This window comes from Neobacillus sp. BF23-41, from assembly GCF_041106275.1.
This window is the reverse complement of the sequence record NZ_JBGBPR010000004.1, coordinates 152,385-171,654: the sequence shown is the minus strand read 5'-3', so window position 1 is coordinate 171,654 and position 19,270 is coordinate 152,385. Positions and strand designations below refer to the sequence as shown.

Below are 19,270 nucleotides of genomic sequence, written 5' to 3'. Positions count from 1 at the left end.
GGTTAATAAATGGTAAACGAGATTTTAGCTGAATCAAGATGGTTTGAACTAGATAATTTAAACCGATTTGCTTGTCGATATTATTTCAGTATGTTAAAGTGACAACATATAGAAACATATATATCGTTTCAAGGGGTGTGCTGAACGTGAGTAAGAAAGAAGAAATTCTAAGAAAACCGGAATGGTTAAAAATAAAACTAAATACAAACGAGTCCTATACGGGCTTGAAAAAAATGATGCGTGAAAAGAATCTGCACACAGTTTGTGAAGAAGCACGCTGTCCTAATATTCATGAATGCTGGGCAGAAAGACGTACGGCTACCTTCATGATTCTTGGGGATACTTGTACTCGTGCCTGCCGCTTTTGTGCGGTTAAAACGGGTTTACCTACAGAGCTTGATTGGCAAGAACCAGAACGAGTGGCAGACTCTGTTCAATTGATGAACTTAAAACATGTGGTTGTAACAGCGGTAGCCCGTGATGATCTCAGGGATGGCGGGGCAGCCATTTTTGCGGAAACGGTTCGTGCGATTCGCCGGAAAAATCCATTTACAAGTATTGAAGTTCTGCCTTCCGATATGGGCGGAAAAGAAGAAAATTTACGTGTATTAATGGATGCTAAACCTGATATCTTAAACCATAACATTGAGACGGTTAGACGGATGACACCTAGAGTTAGAGCCCGGGCTAAATATGACCGTTCCCTTGAGTTTCTTCGTCGGGCAAAAGAAATGCAGCCTAATATTCCAACAAAATCCAGCTTGATGGTTGGCTTAGGGGAAACGAAGGAAGAAATAATCGAAGTTATGGATGATTTAAGAGCAAATCAAATCGATATTATGACGATTGGCCAATATTTACAGCCGACAAAAGGTCATTTGAAGGTTGAGAAATATTATAGCCCTGATGAATTTAAAGAATTACAACAAATTGCAATTAGTAAAGGCTTTAGCCATTGTGAAGCAGGCCCGCTTGTCCGCTCATCCTATCATGCAGATGAGCAAGTTAATGCTGCAGCAAAACACAAGCAAATCCTTGGTGAACAAGAAGCACAACAAGCTTAAAACCAAAGAGTTCAGTCAAAGTGACTGAACTCTTTAATTTATTTGGGAATATGACTGTCTAGCTCCAGCAGCCAATTCGTCCTGAAGGTTAAAAAGCAACCTTCATGCCGGCTCGTCTTATGCCTGTCGCCCCTGTGCAAGGCGCTTCCGCTTTTCTATTTGTCGTCAGGAGTTAGTCCATTCTCGTCCTCACTTGCGTTCATTCGCTGCCCTTGTGGGGATTTTTTCATTTGCTTAATTAGCCCATTAACCAAATTCCGGGCGTTCCGGCTTGTGGAGTCAAGGTTTGCGAGATTTTCTACATCCCTCATTAGTACTTTATTGTCTGTAACAAAGACATGGTAATATCTTGGAACGACAGACATCGCCGTTTTCTTGACTTGGTCTGCCGTCAAATTGCGATCTTTTGAATCTGTATCATATGCAATTAATACTTCTTGGTCTGTGACAAGTGTAGCGACATCATTTACATTGGGGATTTCAGTACTGTATTTACTGATGATATTTGCCACCTGTTCACGGTCTAAGGCTGTATAGTGGTCATTAGCCGTATTATCATTCATCAGCGGACTCTTTTGGTGACGGACAAAGCCATAATTGTTACTAACGTTACGGACACCGCGGCTAGCCCCTTCATTGTATAGCTCATGTCTTTTATTGTTAACATTAATGGTATTGCCGCTTTCCTCATACACATCACGGTTGGCCATATCCTTAGAGCATCCTGTAACAGCTGTCATTGTACATAATCCCAAGATTATGACTAATTTTTTCAATTTCAACACCTCCTTTTATTAGAATGGCCATTTAGAGGATTTTTTTTCTTAGTAATTGATGGGGAATCGGTTATAATGGTTATTAGGAATTAGCTGGCAAAAGAGGTGAAATATCATGATTATAATGAATAACACTGTTTATGAAATGGTCCAAGAACATAGAAACGGCTTTAATGAGGAAGCCCTTAAAGCAAGGTTTAGTGATATTTTAACAAGGTATGATTATGTTGTTGGCGATTGGGGTTATGGTCAACTTCGGTTAAAGGGCTTTTTCGACGACCAAAACCAAAAAGCCACCTTTGATACAAAAATTAGTACACTAAGTGAATACCTGTATGAATACTGCAATTTTGGCTGTGCATATTTTGTCTTGAAAAAAGTAAAGAAGTAAAAGAAGGGTCAGCTAAACTGGCCCTTCTTTTACGTTGTCTCCATATAGGGTGGCTGTTCATCTTTCTCAGGGTCATCATGTGTTGGATGTGCTCCGTCCATCTGCCGTGGAAGATCTTGATGCAGTGTTTTATTTTCGTAATTAAAGGCGCTGTATGGCCGTTGCCCATCTGTCCAAGGTGTGCTTTTGTTTTGAACCGGTTCGTTTTCACGGATTGGAGAACCATAAGGACCTTCAGGATATTCTTCTGCGGTAAGAAAGTTTCTTCGTGCTTCAACATTAGATAGTTCCGTATATTTTTCATCATCGTTTTTTGTCATGTTTGCGCCCCCTTTTACTACTATTATTTTCAAAGGGAGTGTAATTCATGACTACACATTAAATTAATTCCATTAAAAAGGACCTTAATTCCTCTGCATCATCATCATTCAACTGAAAAGCGTACTCTAGATAGCCTTCCTCTTGCAAATCGTCTAAGCCGATGATAGCAAAACGGCTCCCTTGCATATCAAGAACCAGATGTTTCCCGAAATGGCGGTCACTTTGAACAATCGCTAAATCAAAGCGTTGATTTTCACCAACAAAGCTGACAAATCTTGTTTTTGTATCTTCTGTATCATCGTATAAGAAAAAGCGTTCTTTCATCTAACCGTCTCCTTAATAAAAAATACGTATTTTCGACATCTTCTATATAGTAACAAATAAAGTGAATGTAGTGGAGTAAAGAATTTTCCTAAATTTTCATAAGTTTTTAGGAATCGAAAAACACGAACGATGTCAAATTATGTTACAATTAATCTGAATTCTCAAAAGTTGACACCTGAGAGGAATGATTGAATGTTCCGTCGTTACATGGAAAAGGTCAAAAATGTAATGCAAAGGGGAAAGATTTTATTACTTCTTTCGTCCATACGTGTTTATCCTCCTCAATTTATTCTACGAAACCCTGCGTTTAATGGGGTTTAATATTGCCAAGGACGATACTGGTGCCGGGTATTCTAGTTTGAGTATTATTAGTGAAATCATGCCGGATATTATTAAAATAGATCGTTCCGTTATTCAAAATATTGATAAAAATTCGGTGAAAGAATCGATGTTACAGGGCTTAATGCTAATCGCACGAGAAGCGGGATCCCTAGTGGTCGCAGAAGGCATCGAAAACGAAGAGGAAGCATCCGTGCTAAAGAGAAATAATGTTGACTTAGCGCAAGGATTCTTTTATGCACGTCCAGCAGCGCTTGTAAAATGTAGCATATAGAAAAATGGAGGTAGTGAAACGATGTATTTTGTTGACAGAGAAAAAATTGAGGAAATCTTAAAATATTTAGAAACACAAATACAACTCTTCTTAAGTCAAAAGGAGTGGTCCACGCCGCTTGAAAAGGCAGCACTAGAGCGTTTAAACCAGATGATGATTGAGTCGGTTTTGGATGTCGGAAATTCGATGATTGATGGGTTTATTATGCGGGACCCAGGCAGTTACGATGACATCATTGATATTTTAATGGATGAAAAGGTGATTTCAGCTGAAACGGGGAAATCTTTAAAAATACTGATTCAGTATCGAAAAATACTTGTCCAAGCTTATACGGATGTTAATCACCGGGAACTTCAAGAGGTCTTTTCAAAACACTTACATGAACTGGTTAATTTTGCAGCTAATGTCCGTAATTATCTTACCAATGAATTAGGTCCAGTTTCGGCGTTTAAGAACTAATAATTAGACCGTTTTTCGCGGTCTTTTTGTTTTATTTGGTCATAATAGATTTTAGGAGTGATGAATCTTGAAAAAGTATCAAGGCTATTTAATTGATTTAGATGGAACGATGTACAAAGGGACAGAGCGAATTGAAGCAGCTTCCGATTTTGTGAAAAAACTTCGCGATCAACAAATACCGTATTTATTTGTGACGAACAACTCATCAAGAACACCGGCACAGGTGGCTGAGAAGTTGACCCAGTTTGATATTCCCGCGGAAAAGAAGCAGGTCTTTACAACCAGCCAAGCGACGGCTAATTATATCTATGAACGAAAAAATGATGCTTCTGTTTATGTGATTGGGGAAGAAGGCATTCAGACAGCCATAGAAGAGAAGGGATTAAACTTTGGAGGAGAAGATGCCGATTTTGTGGTAGTGGGAATTGATCGAGAGATTAGTTATGAAAAATTGGCTGTGGCTTGTTTGGCCGTTCGAAATGGAGCAATATTCATTTCGACAAATGGCGATATTGCCATACCTACAGAAAGAGGCTTGCTTCCAGGAAATGGTTCACTTACATCAGTTATTACGGTTTCCACACAAACACAGCCAATTTTTATCGGCAAACCTGAAGCAATCATAATGGACCAGGCCTTAAAGGTACTAGGAACACCAAAAGAAAAGACATTGATGGTTGGCGATTACTATGATACGGATATCTTAGCAGGTATGAATGCAGGCATGGATACCTTATTAGTTCATACGGGTGTAACGACAAAAGAACTGCTTTCCGGCTATGACCGAAAGCCAACCTATACCGTTGATTCATTAGATCAATGGGAGATGTGAAAAAGGATGGGGCAACCCATCCTTTTCTAATCTATTTTTTCTCTTTTTCCTCGCGTGCCGCCCGGTGTGCGAGTCTGCTCGATGCGGCCGCTGCAATCGCACCAACAATATCATCTAAAAAGGTATGGCACTCTCCCGTTGATTTATCATTTAAATGCGCTAAAATCCCTGGCTTTAACTTATCGATGTAACCGTAATTTGTAAAACCGATTGACCCGTATACATTTACAATGGAAAAGGCTAGAATTTCATCCACACCATAGAGGCTTTCATCTGTTCCAATGATGGATTGAAGAGGCTCTTCAAGCATTCCTTTTTCAGCAAGTATATCCAGCTGTATTCCTGTTAAAATTGCGTTCTGTACCTCACGTTTTGAAAGAACGCGTTCCACGTTCGCTAAACAATCTTCCATTTTCAAATTTTCGTGATACTTTTCCTGTAAAAAGAATACTAAATCAGCGATGTCCTGTACTTCAACGCCTCTTTCTTTCAGCCATCTGCGTGCAGTTACTTCGGTTAGATTTACGTTTTTGTCGTCTGCCATTCCTCTGATCACCTTTTCTATGGATTTTCACTAAATATATACTTTATTATTCTAACTTATGCAAATTCACCTTAAAAAAGAGCATGGATAAAGCCTTATATTCTCCATCATTTTTCTTCGTTATTCAGAAACAAGTTTTTTAAGCTAAATACATATACATGAGGTAAGAAAAGGGAAAGAAATGAGGTGGGACCTTAATGCTTCAGAAAATGCTGGAAAATCAATATGGCATTACGGTGGATGAATATGTAAAATTAGATACTTACGATGCGTTAAGAGGAAATGGCTGGCTCTACTTAATCTCCAAACCAACTGGCAAGGAAGAAGAGGATCTTGCCGAGCTTGAAAAAATATCTCAGCATTTAAGAAATTATGGTGATCAAAATGTCCCCGTCTTTTTGCAATCGAAAGAAGGTCATCTAATTACGACATGGGAACAAAATAAATATTGTGTCTTGGCCAATCGACAAACAGAAGCGCATCGAAAAATAAAATTGGGGAGGAAATTGGCTAGATTCCATGAGCGTGGGAGAAGGGTTACCTTTCAAATAGAGAGGTCCAGCAGGATTGGCCAATGGAAGTCATTATGGGAAAAGCGGCTTGAGCAAATGGAAAAGGTTTGGAATGGGTTGCTTTTTCAAACACCTGAAGATGAGTTTCAACGAATGTTTATTGATTCCTTCCCCTATTATCTAGGGTTAACGGAGAATGCTATTCAATATTTAGTGGATACCGAAATCGATGATGAACCATTGGAAACAGATAGCGGCACTGTTTGTCATGAACGTTTTACCCAAAAAACATGGGGACCACTCAATAATTATATGATTAAAAATCCATTCGATTGGGTCTTTGACCATCGCAGCCGTGACCTAGCTGAATGGACAAGAGAAAGATACCTTCACAATTTCCAAACCTATGATGTGGAATTAAAACGATTTTTTGAAGAGTACCAAAGTATTTCTCCATTGTCGCCTTTTACCTGGCGATTATTATATTCGCGCTTAATTTTTCCACTTCATTACTTTGAATGCATCGAGAGTTATTATATAACCACATCTGAACAGGATAAAAAAGTATTGGAGGAGAAGTTAACCAGAATTTTACGGCAGTCTGGCGAATATGAACGGTTTTTGGCTGGTTTTTATCAACTAACGGATGCGCCCATTAAGTCTTTAAAACTCCCGCTATTGGAATGGCTTTATTAATAATTAATTACATGTATCACGAAAAAAGCGATTGCCTCGGAAGGCAATCGCTTTTTTAATTAAGGCTTATTATTTAAAATACTTGCTCTACTTCAACAATACCAGGAACTTCTTCTAAAAGAGCTCTTTCAATACCAGCCTTAAGTGTGATTGTTGAACTTGGGCAGCTTCCACATGCACCTAACAGGCGAAGTTTTACAATGCCTTCTTCCACATCTACTAATTCACAATCTCCGCCATCGCGAAGAAGAAATGGACGTAATTTATCTAATACTTCTTGAACTTGCTCAATAATTTCTTGTTCTGCCAAATGAATCGACTCCCTTCCTATAATTTATATTATAATGTCATCGGCGTTAAAAATCCATTATCAGAAATTAGGAAAACACACATTTAAAGACATTTACTTTGTTTGTATAGTATAAATAAGATAGTCAATCTTAAAGAAAAAGGCAGGAATCATATGATGAATAGTCACGAAGTAGAAATTGTTGTTTATGGTGCGGAACAATTATGCCCAAGTTGTGTAAATTTACCTTCTTCCAAAGAAACGTTTGAATGGCTGGAATCAGCTATTGCTAGGAAATTTCCGGATCAACCTTTTAAAATGACCTACGTTGATATTTACCAGCCCACTGGGGAGATTAAACAACTCGATTTTGCCAAAAAAGTGGTCGAAGAGGATATGTTTTACCCGGTAGTTGTCATTAAAGAAAAAGTCGTTGGCGAAGGGAACCCGCGCCTAAAAACTATTTTTTCAGAACTAGAGAAATATGGGTATAAAGCAATTTAATGAGAAGAAGCATTCCAACGACATCGGAATGCTTCTTCTTGTTATAGGATCATAATTTATTTCTTTGAACCTGTATTACTGTCTAGCTTCAGCGCCCAGCGGCTAGTGTACTTCGCGCTCCTCCCTACGATAAGTCAACATCGGTTCGCTTACGCTCACCGTGTTTCCTTTATCTCAGTCGAAGTGCTCCAGTCCATACGCCGCAAAACGGGCGCTTCCGCTTTCTTATCCATTATGATACTTGTACATCCAAAGAATACCGGTTTTTAGCATGCGGGCGACGCGTCCTGTAATGGCACGGTCTGCCATCATTCCAAAACCATGCTTTTTACCCAAGGAGCCAAGGATACCCTTTAATTTAATTTGCGGGAAGGAAGTAGGAGGTTCTTCACCTTTCCAACGTCTTTTTAAGACTTCAACAATTTGTTCAGCCTGTCCCTCTGCTAATTGAGCACTTGGTGCATGGGGGAGACTTGCACAATCACCGAGTATAAAAACATGTTCATCATTTGGTAAATGATGAATTGGGGTAAGGACTAGTCTGCCCATTCCGTCTTTTTCCCCGTCCATATCGCGGACAATTTTATTGGCTTGAATCCCTGCCGTCCAAACAATCACATCGCAATGAATAGGCTGATCGTGATTGTATAATACATTTTCTTCTACCTTGGTAATATTGGAACCGTTGATAATTTCAACATTGTTTTTCACAAACCAATTTTCAACATATTTGCTTAAACGTTCTGGGAAAGAGGAAAGAATATGTTTTCCACGATCAAATAATTTGATGTTTAGATCTTCACGGCTTTCACTTAATTCACTTGCTAACTCAACACCGCTAAGACCTGCTCCCACAATACCCACAACCGAGCCAGGTCCCAAATTGTTTAAGACGGAGTAAGTAAGGCGGGACTTTTCGATACTCTGTATACTGTAAGTGAACTGATCTGCACCGGGAACATCATGGTACTTGTCCTCACAGCCAAGACCGATAATTAAATCATCGTAGGCGACGGGTTCTGCATCTTTCATTACGATTCTTCTGCTCATTGTATCAACGGCGATTACTTCACCATATTTAACTTCTAATCGAGGGTGTTCCGGAAAAGCAACACGGACTTCTTTGTCTGAAATCGTTCCTGCGGCTAATGCGTAGTACTCCGTTTTTAAGCAATGGTAGGGTACACGGTCCACAAGAGTAATCTTTACGTCCTCTGGTAAATGGTTGGGAAGAAGTTCGTTTAAAACTTTCATCCCACCGTATCCACCACCTAAAATTACAAGGTTTTTCATTATTATTTCCCCTTTGATTATCCGGTTTTTATATTAATAAATTGGCTGAGTGTAATATAAAAAAGTAGTATAATTCTTTCGTTTCTTTACCAAATACGAGTATATCTAAAATGTGTCGAAATAACAACATTATTCATGATTTTCTTGACATCAGCAGGGTAAACATGGTAATTGACGAAGTAAATGAAATAGAGTAGGATAAGTAGTTGTGGAGAGGTGAAGGCAATGATTCAACCCATCATTGAATTTTGTATTAGCAATCTTGCTAATGGTGCACAAAAAGCACTTGAAAAATTAGAAAAAGATCCTAACTTGGATATTATTGAATATGGATGTCTTGGATATTGTGGAAAATGTGCAACTACATTATATGCTCTTGTAAATGGCGAAGTGGTAACGGGAAAAACAGCCGATGAGTTGGTAGATAACATTTATCAATATCTAGAAGAAAATCCAATGTTTTAAGAAAAGCGGAAGCGCTTAGCTCAACATTATGAATAAAATATGGGAGCAATGCCGCTCCCTTATTTTTTATTATTCCATATATTAGTTAATAGGATTCAATTAGTTGAGTAGTTAACAATCTGTGTATATAATTTAATAAAAGCCTCATTTAGGGAGGGATATACAATGAGTAATGAAGTGGTTATTTTAACAGAAGCAGCGTCACTCCATATTAAAGAAATGATGAAGCATAACGAAGAAGAAGGTGCACTGTTACGAGTCAGCGTAAAAGGCGGTGGCTGCAGCGGTTTATCTTATGGTATGGGCTTTGAGCATACAGTAAACGAAGAGGATCTCACCTTTGAACAATTCGGGATTCAAGTGCTGGTCGATAAAGAGAGTGCTGCTATTTTACAAGGAACGAAGATTGATTTTAAAGAATCCATGATGGGCGGCGGCTTTACGATTGACAATCCGAATGCCATTGCATCATGCGGCTGCGGTTCTTCGTTTAGAACGGCTACGGCAACAGGTACACCAGAAGAATGCTAGGCGGTATATCAACGATTTGAGCCGTTTTGATGCTCGGGATATTAGTCCGGTAATCGAATCGGAAACAAGGGCGAAGGGTTGCGGATAACGTCGAAAAACGGTTCGTACAAAACCCCGTAATTAAACAAATGCACCCCTGAGATTTGCGAATCAGGGGTGAAAATAACGGCCTTCTTAGCGGTGGGATGTCTAATCATATACCGTTAGGGAGGCTTTTTATTATGGCATTACAAAATAAATATTCGCATTCGGGCGTATCGAGTGATTTTTTAATCATTTCTTGCGCAACAAGCTGGTAACTTAAACTGGTGAACAGTTGACTCATATAATGAAGTATATAGAGGCAAAAAAAAAGACCATTCAGGTCTAAGATGATACTTTTAGGAAATTTCTAATTTCATCAACAGAAATTCCTAAATTTCGAGCTTCCAAAATGAGGTCTACCCATTCTTTATCTAGTTCTTTTTCACTTAACAGAGCGGTTTTCATATACTATGTATCCTCCTAAAATACTAATTATTTTAGGCAGCTCAGCCATCATTGTTAAGTACTTTAGACCTGGAGCTTTGCGTCCCAACCTTTCGATAGGTTTGCCTTTATCTAATTAAAGTTTTAAATTTCATAGTAACATCTTACTATGTGGATTTTATAAATGGAATCAAAATATTTCCAATTATTTCGACAGTTTATAACACAATTCGTTATTACGAAAAAATTGTGAAGACGACGTCATCATAACAGGTGGTGTTTTTATTTTCCATTTTTATAGAGCTCTTATTCGTGTGTAATAAGAACGAAGGAGTTGACCGTAATGACGATAAGAGATCGCGGTTTAATTAAATGGAATGCAGCGTCCTTTATGCCGCAAGTATTCGAAGAGCAACGAGCCGTGTTTAAGGACCAAGAGCACCAGCCAAGGCCGTTGCTAAGCGAATTCGATATGGAGGAATTTGACCAATGCATAGCCTACCCGATGGAGTACAAATTAGCGGTGAGGCTAACGGTATGGGCCGACGGCTTTTCTTCGGATTATACCGCATTGATCCGATTACACATCGTCTGAGGGTGAAAAGTTAAGCCTGGCGTATTCGAGCGAGTGGCATTCGAAGATGTTACCGGGGTAAATAGCTGATATCCGAGCAATAAGGCGTTATATTCATATGGATTGAATGCAGTGCCCAGGCACTTGTAGATTAAAAAAAGACCGTTGATTCGGTCTATGAAGAATGTTTTAGTAACTCTCTAATTTCATCAACAGAAATCCCTAATTTTCTGGCTTCTAATATTAGTTCTAACCATACTGTATCTAGTTCTTCATTATCCAGATCTTTTTTATCTAACACAACAGTTACCATATTACCATGTATCCTCCTCATTAAAAAAAATAAAGTCTATAGAGAAATATTGCTTGTTAATTAATTAGAATACGAGATATTAATCTAATTTAAGTAGTTTTGACACACACTTATCACAAGTTACCTCGTCCAAGTCAACAAATTTAATTTTTCTAAGTGTTTTCTTTTTAATAACGATTTCAGAATTAAATACTAGACCACAAGCACAATTATTTAAATCTTTAACAATATGAATTTTATTTGTTTCATTAATAAGAGGATATAACACAACTTTCTCCTTACAGTACTTGTTTGTTCTTCATTAAGAACTATACTTTAATTATTGGGTTTTGTAAATATCATTATGGTTAAATATACCTAAATAGGGATATTTTTATTTATTACATTAATCCTATTAGCCAAAGCTTTGCATCGAGTTGAAACGAGGAAAATTAACTGGCAGGTGCTGGTCGGTGTCACGTACAACGAGTTTGTCGTCCATGACTTCGAAAAGTTGCAAATGTTAGTTGTGGCCGGGAGTATTTTCCGTGGGCTACGGGAACAGGTACACCAGAAGAATGCTAAAAATATAAGAAAAGCGTCCGCAGAGGGACGCTTTTTTCTATGTATTGAACATTGATGAACTGTGTAAAGGCTGGATTTTTGCTTTTGGATCAATGAAGGCTTTGGCATTATTAACGGCAGTTGGTGCTTCACCAAAGCCACAAGCAATTAATTTCACTTTTCCGTCATAGGTGCAAATATCGCCCGCAGCATAAATGCCAGGTATGTTGGTTTCCATTTTCGAATTAACGACAATGGAATTCTTTTCGATTTCTAGACCCCATTCCTTAATTGGTCCAAGGGATGAGACAAAACCATAGTTACAAATAACAGCATCCACATCGAGTGTAACTTTCTCTTCACCATTAACCGTTTCAAGAACTACCTGCTTAATTCCACTTTCATCGCCAATAAGTTCGGCAGGAACATAAGGTGTCTTCACATCTACTTTTGAGTTATACAAGTTTTCGACACTATGTTCGTGAGCACGGAATTTATCCCTGCGGTGAACAATAGATACTTTCTCAGCAATAGGCTCAAGCATTAGTGCCCAGTCAACGGCAGAATCTCCACCACCAAAAACAACAACTTTTTGGCCTGCAAACTGATTTAGATCCTCAATAAAGTAGTAGAGATTTTTCCGTTCATATTGGGCAGCACTTTCTAGCTCTAAACGACGCGGTTGGAAAGCACCATTTCCAGCGGTAATAATAATCGTTTTTGAATAATGGACTTCCTTATTTGTTGTTAATTTGAACGTACCATCTTCTTGTTTTTCTAACTTTTCAACAGATTGCTCAAGTGCAACGGTAGGTTCGAATTTGCGCATCTGTTCTTTTAAGTTATTTATCAATTCTTGTGCACGAATTTTTGGAAAACCTGCCACATCATAAATATATTTTTCCGGGTAAAGCGCTGATAATTGACCGCCTAGCTGTGGCAAGCTCTCAATGATTTTCACGGATGCTTGTCTCATTCCTCCGTAAAAGGCGGTAAATAAACCGGTAGGGCCGCCACCGATGATTGTAATGTCATAAACTTTTTGATTCTCTTGCACTCCGTATCCCCCCAACTTGTAGTTAGAAACTCTACTCACTATAATATCATAAAATAAAAAATTCTCACATCATTATAGAGGTAATATTCGCAATAGAAACAATAGTTAAAAAAAAGACTAAAAGAGTAAGAGGAGATGCAATTCCTTATCTTTTAAAGTTAATTAATTTATAAAAATTGCTTGATAATCCTGTGAAAGTAGCATAAGATGTATTGAGGATAGATTGTTAAATTTTTGTGTCACAAAAAGCACATTTTTATGACAATCATGGAAAAAATATTTACTTTCTTAGCGTAATAAATCTCTGCGAAAATCGATATCCAGACCAAGCAGTTCGTTTTTTTTAGACTCATACGTGAATTATATCACATACATTTTTCTGTTATTCAAAATAAAAATGATTAAAGCAGTGGAAGCTAAGAAAAAAAGAGTTTATTCAAAAAAAATAAAAGGTGGAAGTGATCACTTTGAGAAAGCCTAAAATTGTTATTCTCGGTGCTGGTTATGGTGGACTAATGACAACAGTTCGCTTACAAAAATTAATCGGCGTTAATGAAGCGGATATTGTATTAGTGAATAAAAATGACTACCATTATGAAACCACATGGCTCCATGAAGCTTCTGCAGGTACGTTACATCATGATCGTGTACGTTATGATATCCGTGATGTGATTGATCGCAGTAAAGTGGATTTTGTTCAAGATACAGTAGTAGAAATAAACAAAGAAGAAAAAAAGGTTATTTTAGAAAAAGGTGAAGTCAACTATGACTACCTTGTTATTGCCCTTGGCGGTGAGCCAGAAACGTTTGGTATTAAAGGATTAAAAGAATTTGCATTTGGAATCTCTAATGTAAATTCTTCACGTCAATTGCGCGAACATATTGAATACCAATTTGCCACCTACAATATGGAAGAAGTGAAGAACGACAATCGTTTGTCTATTGTTGTTGGTGGTGCTGGATTTACAGGAATTGAGTTTTTAGGTGAATTAACAAACAGAATACCGGAATTGTGCCATGAATATGATGTGGATTTCCATAAGGTAAAAATTATTTGTGTTGAAGCTGCACCAACCGTACTCCCTGGTTTTGACCCAGAATTAGTGAATTACGCCGTTTCACAATTGGAACGAAAAGGTGTCGAATTCTTAATTGGAACTGCGATTAAGGAATGCACGGAAGAAGGAATTTTTGTAGCAAAAGGTGATGAGGAACCGCGTGAGATTAAGGCTGGTACCGTCGTTTGGGCTGCTGGAATTCGTGGGAACTCGATTGTTGAAAAATCAGGTTTCGAAGCCATGCGAGGCAGGGTAAAAGTTCAGCCGGACCTTCGTGTTCCTGGCTTTGAGGATGTCTTCATGATTGGTGACAGCTCCCTCATGATTAATGAGGAGATTAATCGTCCTTATCCTCCGACCGCTCAAATTGCTATGCAGCAAGGCGAAGTTTGTGCCCGTAATATAGCGGCCCTAGTTCGCAATAAAGCTGAGTTAGAAACTTTTACGTTTGACAATAAAGGGACTGTTTGCTCCCTTGGTGAAGATGATGCGATCGGTGTTGTTTTTGGCAAAAAAATAACTGGTGCCAAGGCATCCTTCATGAAAAAAGTAGTCGATAATCGCTCTTTATACATGATTGGCGGCGCAGGTCTTGTATTGAAAAAAGGGAAGTTTAATGTATTTTAAAAAGAAAAGCAAAAGCGCCCGTTTTGCGGCGTATGGACTGGAGCGCTTTGACTGAGATAAAGGAAACACTGAGAGCGTTAGCGCATTCGTGCTTAACTTATCGTAGGGAGAAGAGCGAAGTCCACTAGCCGCAGGGCGCTGCAGCTAGACAGTTATCAAAGTTCAATGATAATAAATTTTAATGAAAAAGGGACAGAGAAATCTGTCCCTTTTTGATATGATTGAACAAATGAATTCTTTGTTAGGGGGAGTTTGGGTGAGCAATCGTGAAAAACGCGGGAAGGTTTGGTTGGCTGTTGCTGGGGTGGTAAAGTCTAAAGCTGGACAATGGCTTGTCGTGAAGAAAAGATATGGCGGTTTAAAAGGACAATGGTCATTGCCAGCAGGCTTTGTTGAGATGGGGGAAACTGCGGATGAAGCAGTCATTCGGGAAGTCAAGGAAGAAACCGGTATTCACTGTCAGGTCAAGGGGTTCATGGGATTGAGAACGGGTGTTATTAAAGGTGAAATCAGTGATAATTTACTCCATTTCCTGCTTGAACCGATAGAAGAGGGTGAGGTGATCCACCAGGAAAACGAACTCTTTGAAGCGAGATTTATGTCTCCAGAAGAACTGCTGCTCGAGAAAGACGCATCGATTATTCTCCAATACCTGATAAAAAATGATGTTTCCTTTTTGAAACCAAGTATTAGTGACCTGAATCCTGGGGATCAATTCGGGTATACAGCCTATAAATTATTTTTATAATTTTTAGAAAATTTAAGGAACACTTAGTAAATGAAAGAATACTTAATGTGTATCCGTTTTCTTGGGGTAATTCGCTCAAATTCTGACCTTTCCATTTTAGCTAATCCTTGATATATTATCAGAAAATTAAGTTAATTTTTTAAGGAGATGATGGACAATGACAGTTAAGAGTTTGGATTCCAAAACCTGTGATTATTGCTCTGGAAAAGGCTATTTTCAACTAGTACTAGGCGGATCAGAAACCTGTACGTGCTGCAATGGAACAGGCAAGAAAAAAGAATAAGGCTTTTTACCTTTTCTGTACCGGTTGAAAAACGAGCCATAACCGCTTCTTCGAAACTTTCGAGGGGCTTTTTTTTCGTAAGGAAAGTATTGCCTTACAAAAATAATTCGTTTATATTGACTCCCTTTTCGACATTAAGTACACTAAATGTTGATGTATAAGGGGGAATCTCGGATGCAAATGAGCATTGTGGTCTTAATCATTTCGATTTTATTATTCTTTGTTTTATTTTTTGGAATTGGATTTATCTTAAATATGCTTCTAAGAATGTCATGGGTTATGGCAGTAGTTTATCCGATTGTGGCAATTTTTATTGTAGATAAAGTAAGGTTTAGTGAATATTTTACAAATAGTAAAATGGCCTTTAACGATTTGGGCCATAGGTTTACTTCGCTAGCAACTGCAGATATTCTTATCTTAATAAGTGGACTTGCTGGTGCAGTCGCAGCTGGTTTTACAATCAAGCTTTTACGAAAAAATGGATACCAAATGTTTTAAGACTTTTAATAAATGAATACCAGATGATTTAAGACTTTTACCTCTAGGTAAGGGTCTTTTTTGGGGAACAAGGATATAAGGAATAGAAAAATCAGTTCTAAAAATTTTCCTCCGCCTTTTTTGAATAATTTCCTCTAGCTTGGGAATGAATATTTTGGGAGGAGTGAAAATTTTTATGAATAAAATGAAAAATTGGACTAGGCGTTTTGCGATGGTGTGTCTTTTCTTGATGGCAATATTAGCGACCTTCCAATCTATTTCCGGAGTAAATGCCGAGTTGCTCATTAAGCAATTTGCATCGGTTATCTCAACCACTGAAACCGTTGCTGGAACCTCACGTTCCTTAGAAGACGAAATTGATTGGTCAAAATATCCTAAGCTAACTGTTACAGCCACTGGTTATACTGCGGGAGTAGAATCAACAGGAAAGAGTAAAGGTCATCCTGAATACGGGATTACCTACTCAGGAGTAAAAGTTAAACGTGATTTATTTTCAACGATCGCAGCAGATTTATCTGTTTTTCCGATTGGAACGATTCTCTTTATCCCTGGATACGGATATGGAGTTGTAGCTGATAAAGGCGGGGCTATTAAAGGGAATGAACTAGACCTTTATTATGAAACGGTAGAGGATGTTTATAATAAATGGGGGAAAAAGAAGTTAGATATTTATGTCGTCGAAAAAGGTAATGGGAAACTGACAGAGCATACACTTAAATCATTAAATGAAGATAAATCGATGCAAGTTTTTCGCGGGCAGTACATTAGCTCGGAGAAACGATAGAAGCAGGCTGCTGGCCTGTTTTTTATTTTAATATAATTTCAAGATAATTAGTTAGTCGAAATAAACGTTTATTCGTTATAATAAAAATACAATATTATGGAGGTGAAGTAGTTTGTTTGATGTTAAAAAGGAAATAGACCTCTCTACTGAGCACGAGGGTTTAATCATTGGTCTTTTTGATAAACCAGAAAAATTTTCAGGATTATTGACAAGTCTTGATCAGCGGTTCGAAGGCCAGCTTACAAACCTAGTAAAATCGGGTGATATATCGGCCAAGTTAAAAAGTATCAGTAAAGTACATAGCTTTGGAAAAATCGGTGCAAAACGAATTTGGTTTGTTGGTCTAGGGAAAGAAAAGGATTTAACCTTCGATAAACTAAAAGAAGCGTTTGGCAGGCTTTTTAAGGAAATCCAAAAGAGTAAACTTGAGGAAACCGCTGTTTATTTAGATTCCTTTACAGCAGTGGAAGTAAATGGTTTAGATGCCTCACATGCGTTGAGTGAAGCACTTTCTCTTTCCACTTACCAATTTGAAGGCTACAAACAAAAATCGAACATGCCTGAGAAAAAACTCGAGCATGTGACGATTTATTGTGATACTTATGAGGAAGATGAAGTCGAAGCATCACTAACTGTAGGGTTTGCGTTTGGAGAAGCAACGAATTCGGCGAGAACACTTGTTAACCTCCCAGGCAATATGTTGACAGCAACAGATATGGCTAATTATGCCAAAGACCTTGCTGTAAGGTATGATTTCGAAGTGGAAATCTTAGATAAAGCAGAGATCGAAAAGCTCGGTATGGGAGCCTTCCTTGCAGTTAACCAAGGGTCAACAGAGCCGCCAAAAATGATTGTCCTGAAATATCAAGGAAAAGACGAATGGAAAGATGTCATCGGCCTCGTCGGAAAAGGGATTACCTTTGATACAGGCGGTTACTCTATTAAAACAAAAGCTGGAATTGTTGGGATGAAAACGGACATGGGCGGAGCAGCTGCAGTGCTAGGGGCAATGGAAATCATCGGTGAGACCCAGCCAGAGCAAAACGTGGTCGCGGTCATTCCATCCACAGATAATATGATTAACGGTCATGCCTTTAAACCTGATGACGTCATTACCTCGATGAGCGGTAAAACCATTGAGGTTTTAAATACAGATGCAGAAGGACGCCTTGTGTTAGCTGATGCAGTTACCTATGCCAAGCAACATGGCGCAGATTACCTGGTAGATGTGGCCACTTTAACCGGTGGAGTGATAACAGCTCTTGGCCTCCATACTACTGGAGCAATGACTAACTATGAGCAATTATTAGAACAGGTAATGGAAGCTTCGGTGGAAGCGGGTGAGCAGATGTGGCAGCTGCCATTATTTGAAACGGAGATCGAGCGGGTAAGAAACAGTAAAGTCGCCGATTTAAATAATTCCCCAGGCAGTGAAGGCCATGCGCTTGTTGCTGGGGCGTTTATCGGTGAATTTGCCGAAGGAACACCGTGGGTACACTTAGATATCGCAGGGACGGCAACCTCTTCCAAGGCATATGATTTAGGTCCAGCCGGGGCAACAGGAGTCATGACCCGGACACTTGCCTTATTTGTGGAACGGTTTGAACCAATTGAGAAATAATTACTGGTACTGTCCTCATGAACACTTCATGAGGACAGTTTTTGCTTTCTGATACAGATATTTGTCCTCATGAGCGCCTTACTAAGGAAATCCAATATGAATCTCGGGGGCTCTTTTGCCCACTCCAAACCCCTACACTTCGCATATGAAATAGTGTAGGCAAGTATAGAGGAGAGGAGGTTTGCTACATGTACCCTTATTATCGGAACCCACAGCAGGGACAGGATCATAGATTTATTGGTTTTGGTTTTGGTTTGCCATTGATTGGGGGCTTTCTAGGTGGACTTTTAGGAGGAGCATTAATTAGCCGGCCATTTTATGGAGGTTACGGATATCCAGGCTTTTATCCGCCACCCCCACCTCCACCGCCGGTAGGCTACCCAGGAGCATTTTATCCAGGCTATGGTGCCCCGTATTATTATTAAATGAGAAAAAACAGCTCTTGGGCTGTTTTTTTAATTAGAAAACTATAATTAAAAGGAAAATTAATAAATTAAGCGAATAGATTAAATAGACAACATTTTACATATTGGAGGAATAGAAATGATTGAAAACACATTACTTAAATCTCTCGGGATTGAGCTTACCAAAATCGAAAAAGGGAAGGTCATTGCGACAATGCCCGTGGATGAACGGACCCGCCAGCCATTTGGATTACTGCACGGAGGAGCATCTGTTGCTTTAGCAGAAACGGTTGCCAGTGTAGGGGCGTATGAGCTGGTTGATAAAGAAGTAGAGGCTGTTGCGGGGCAAGAGATTAATGCCAATCATGTCCGTCCCAAAACGGAAGGGGTTGTAACTGCAGTAGGTACTGTACTTCATCAAGGGAAATCAACTCAGGTATGGGATATTAAAATTACCGACGAGCAAGACCGCCTTGTTTGTGTGTCTAGGTGTACGATGGCGGTTATTAAGTTAAAAAGATAAAAACATAAAAACATGTATGCCAGGTTTCTAAATAAGGATGGAGTCATTCCCGTTCTTTTTTATATTGATGAAAAATTTAAAAAATTAACTTTAATTTCATGTTATAATGTAAGAAATAAAAAAATAGAAAAAAAGCACAATTTTTTGTACAGGTT

Annotated in this window: 27 protein-coding genes and 1 riboswitch; of the genes, 18 read left to right on the top strand and 9 right to left on the bottom strand. The window is 38.7% G+C overall.

Annotated elements, in window-relative coordinates; all coding sequences use genetic code 11:
* Positions 1-146: 146 nt before the first annotated feature.
* Positions 147-1,064: a lipoyl synthase gene (lipA, locus tag AB7942_RS08920; protein WP_088089486.1), complete on the top strand. Its 918-nt coding sequence runs from the start codon at positions 147-149 to the stop codon at positions 1,062-1,064.
* A gap of 155 nt (positions 1,065-1,219) precedes the next feature.
* On the opposite strand, the gene AB7942_RS08915 is transcribed toward lipA, so the two are convergent.
* Positions 1,220-1,840, bottom strand: a complete 621-nt coding sequence (locus AB7942_RS08915; RefSeq protein ID WP_098930835.1) for a YhcN/YlaJ family sporulation lipoprotein — start codon at positions 1,838-1,840, stop codon at positions 1,220-1,222.
* Between the two features lie 115 nt (positions 1,841-1,955).
* Between AB7942_RS08915 and AB7942_RS08910 the strand changes: the two genes are divergently transcribed.
* Positions 1,956-2,231: a YutD family protein gene (locus AB7942_RS08910; RefSeq protein ID WP_066258581.1), complete on the top strand. Its 276-nt coding sequence runs from the start codon at positions 1,956-1,958 to the stop codon at positions 2,229-2,231.
* A 29-nt stretch (positions 2,232-2,260) separates the two neighbouring features.
* On the opposite strand, the gene AB7942_RS08905 is transcribed toward AB7942_RS08910, so the two are convergent.
* A complete protein-coding gene (locus AB7942_RS08905) occupies positions 2,261-2,551 on the bottom strand; it encodes a cytosolic protein (RefSeq protein ID WP_088089484.1) in 291 nt (96 codons plus the stop codon).
* 58 nt (positions 2,552-2,609) lie between these two features.
* On the bottom strand, positions 2,610-2,876 hold the full coding sequence (locus AB7942_RS08900; RefSeq protein WP_369446564.1) for a DUF3055 domain-containing protein: 267 nt from the start codon (positions 2,874-2,876) through the stop codon (positions 2,610-2,612).
* A gap of 268 nt (positions 2,877-3,144) precedes the next feature.
* On the opposite strand from AB7942_RS08900, the gene AB7942_RS08895 reads away from it, so the two are divergent.
* From AB7942_RS08895 to AB7942_RS08885, 3 genes are all read left to right on the top strand, one after another.
* Complete coding sequence (locus AB7942_RS08895; protein WP_369446563.1) at positions 3,145-3,489, top strand: EAL domain-containing protein; 345 nt, start codon at positions 3,145-3,147, stop codon at positions 3,487-3,489.
* Between the two features lie 21 nt (positions 3,490-3,510).
* Entirely contained in the window at positions 3,511-3,948 is a 438-nt protein-coding gene (locus AB7942_RS08890) for a DUF86 domain-containing protein (RefSeq protein WP_369446562.1), read from the top strand.
* Positions 3,949-4,015: 67 nt separating this feature from the next.
* Positions 4,016-4,780, top strand: a complete 765-nt coding sequence (locus AB7942_RS08885; protein WP_369446561.1) for a TIGR01457 family HAD-type hydrolase — start codon at positions 4,016-4,018, stop codon at positions 4,778-4,780.
* 31 nt (positions 4,781-4,811) lie between these two features.
* Here the strand turns inward: AB7942_RS08885 and AB7942_RS08880 are convergent, their stop codons facing one another.
* Complete coding sequence (locus AB7942_RS08880) at positions 4,812-5,324, bottom strand: phosphatidylglycerophosphatase A family protein (RefSeq protein ID WP_088089479.1); 513 nt, start codon at positions 5,322-5,324, stop codon at positions 4,812-4,814.
* A 197-nt stretch (positions 5,325-5,521) separates the two neighbouring features.
* On the opposite strand from AB7942_RS08880, the gene yutH reads away from it, so the two are divergent.
* On the top strand, positions 5,522-6,532 hold the full coding sequence (yutH, locus tag AB7942_RS08875) for a spore coat putative kinase YutH (protein WP_369446560.1): 1,011 nt from the start codon (positions 5,522-5,524) through the stop codon (positions 6,530-6,532).
* 73 nt (positions 6,533-6,605) lie between these two features.
* Here the strand turns inward: yutH and AB7942_RS08870 are convergent, their stop codons facing one another.
* Entirely contained in the window at positions 6,606-6,866 is a 261-nt protein-coding gene (locus AB7942_RS08870) for a NifU family protein (protein WP_256942591.1), read from the bottom strand.
* Between the two features lie 132 nt (positions 6,867-6,998).
* Between AB7942_RS08870 and AB7942_RS08865 the strand changes: the two genes are divergently transcribed.
* The gene (locus AB7942_RS08865) at positions 6,999-7,325 is read left to right on the top strand and encodes a YuzD family protein (protein WP_369446707.1); all 327 of its coding nucleotides are present in this window, start codon (positions 6,999-7,001) and stop codon (positions 7,323-7,325) included.
* A gap of 225 nt (positions 7,326-7,550) precedes the next feature.
* Here AB7942_RS08865 and AB7942_RS08860 read toward each other — a convergent pair whose 3' ends face one another.
* Positions 7,551-8,618 (bottom strand): NAD(P)/FAD-dependent oxidoreductase, encoded by a 1,068-nt coding sequence (locus AB7942_RS08860; protein ID WP_369446559.1) that lies wholly within the window; start codon positions 8,616-8,618, stop codon positions 7,551-7,553.
* A gap of 225 nt (positions 8,619-8,843) precedes the next feature.
* On the opposite strand from AB7942_RS08860, the gene AB7942_RS08855 reads away from it, so the two are divergent.
* Both AB7942_RS08855 and AB7942_RS08850 read left to right on the top strand, forming a co-directional pair.
* Positions 8,844-9,083 carry a YuzB family protein gene (locus AB7942_RS08855; protein WP_088089474.1) on the top strand — a complete coding sequence of 80 codons (240 nt, stop codon included), beginning with the start codon at positions 8,844-8,846 and terminating at the stop codon, positions 9,081-9,083.
* A gap of 165 nt (positions 9,084-9,248) precedes the next feature.
* Positions 9,249-9,614, top strand: a complete 366-nt coding sequence (locus tag AB7942_RS08850; protein WP_088089473.1) for a HesB/IscA family protein — start codon at positions 9,249-9,251, stop codon at positions 9,612-9,614.
* 366 nt (positions 9,615-9,980) lie between these two features.
* On the opposite strand, the gene AB7942_RS08845 is transcribed toward AB7942_RS08850, so the two are convergent.
* Positions 9,981-10,103, bottom strand: a complete 123-nt coding sequence (locus AB7942_RS08845) for an anti-repressor SinI family protein (protein WP_369446558.1) — start codon at positions 10,101-10,103, stop codon at positions 9,981-9,983.
* 32 nt (positions 10,104-10,135) lie between these two features.
* Positions 10,136-10,219, bottom strand: a riboswitch (cyclic di-GMP riboswitch).
* Positions 10,220-10,425: 206 nt separating this feature from the next.
* Between AB7942_RS08845 and AB7942_RS08840 the strand changes: the two genes are divergently transcribed.
* Complete coding sequence (locus AB7942_RS08840; RefSeq protein WP_369446557.1) at positions 10,426-10,677, top strand: YolD-like family protein; 252 nt, start codon at positions 10,426-10,428, stop codon at positions 10,675-10,677.
* Between the two features lie 154 nt (positions 10,678-10,831).
* On the opposite strand, the gene sinI is transcribed toward AB7942_RS08840, so the two are convergent.
* Together sinI and AB7942_RS08830 are read right to left on the bottom strand one after the other, a co-directional pair.
* Positions 10,832-10,969 (bottom strand): DNA-binding anti-repressor SinI, encoded by a 138-nt coding sequence (gene sinI / locus AB7942_RS08835; RefSeq protein WP_369446556.1) that lies wholly within the window; start codon positions 10,967-10,969, stop codon positions 10,832-10,834.
* Positions 10,970-11,570: 601 nt separating this feature from the next.
* Positions 11,571-12,569 (bottom strand): NAD(P)/FAD-dependent oxidoreductase, encoded by a 999-nt coding sequence (locus AB7942_RS08830; protein ID WP_369446555.1) that lies wholly within the window; start codon positions 12,567-12,569, stop codon positions 11,571-11,573.
* A gap of 467 nt (positions 12,570-13,036) precedes the next feature.
* Here AB7942_RS08830 and AB7942_RS08825 point away from each other — a divergent pair, with 467 nt between their 5' ends.
* From AB7942_RS08825 to AB7942_RS08790, 8 genes are all read left to right on the top strand, one after another.
* Positions 13,037-14,254 (top strand): NAD(P)/FAD-dependent oxidoreductase, encoded by a 1,218-nt coding sequence (locus AB7942_RS08825; protein ID WP_088089471.1) that lies wholly within the window; start codon positions 13,037-13,039, stop codon positions 14,252-14,254.
* Between the two features lie 256 nt (positions 14,255-14,510).
* Positions 14,511-15,002 carry an NUDIX domain-containing protein gene (locus AB7942_RS08820; RefSeq protein ID WP_369446554.1) on the top strand — a complete coding sequence of 164 codons (492 nt, stop codon included), beginning with the start codon at positions 14,511-14,513 and terminating at the stop codon, positions 15,000-15,002.
* Between the two features lie 157 nt (positions 15,003-15,159).
* Entirely contained in the window at positions 15,160-15,285 is a 126-nt protein-coding gene (locus tag AB7942_RS08815; protein WP_168245575.1) for a YuiA family protein, read from the top strand.
* Between the two features lie 174 nt (positions 15,286-15,459).
* Positions 15,460-15,783, top strand: a complete 324-nt coding sequence (locus tag AB7942_RS08810) for a YuiB family protein (protein ID WP_369446553.1) — start codon at positions 15,460-15,462, stop codon at positions 15,781-15,783.
* A 175-nt stretch (positions 15,784-15,958) separates the two neighbouring features.
* A complete protein-coding gene (locus AB7942_RS08805; RefSeq protein WP_369446552.1) occupies positions 15,959-16,567 on the top strand; it encodes a 3D domain-containing protein in 609 nt (202 codons plus the stop codon).
* Positions 16,568-16,679: 112 nt separating this feature from the next.
* On the top strand, positions 16,680-18,188 hold the full coding sequence (locus tag AB7942_RS08800; RefSeq protein WP_369446551.1) for a leucyl aminopeptidase: 1,509 nt from the start codon (positions 16,680-16,682) through the stop codon (positions 18,186-18,188).
* 188 nt (positions 18,189-18,376) lie between these two features.
* On the top strand, positions 18,377-18,613 hold the full coding sequence (locus AB7942_RS08795) for a hypothetical protein (protein ID WP_369446550.1): 237 nt from the start codon (positions 18,377-18,379) through the stop codon (positions 18,611-18,613).
* Positions 18,614-18,731: 118 nt separating this feature from the next.
* Positions 18,732-19,115 carry a hotdog fold thioesterase gene (locus tag AB7942_RS08790; RefSeq protein ID WP_098930825.1) on the top strand — a complete coding sequence of 128 codons (384 nt, stop codon included), beginning with the start codon at positions 18,732-18,734 and terminating at the stop codon, positions 19,113-19,115.
* Positions 19,116-19,270 lie beyond the last annotated feature (155 nt).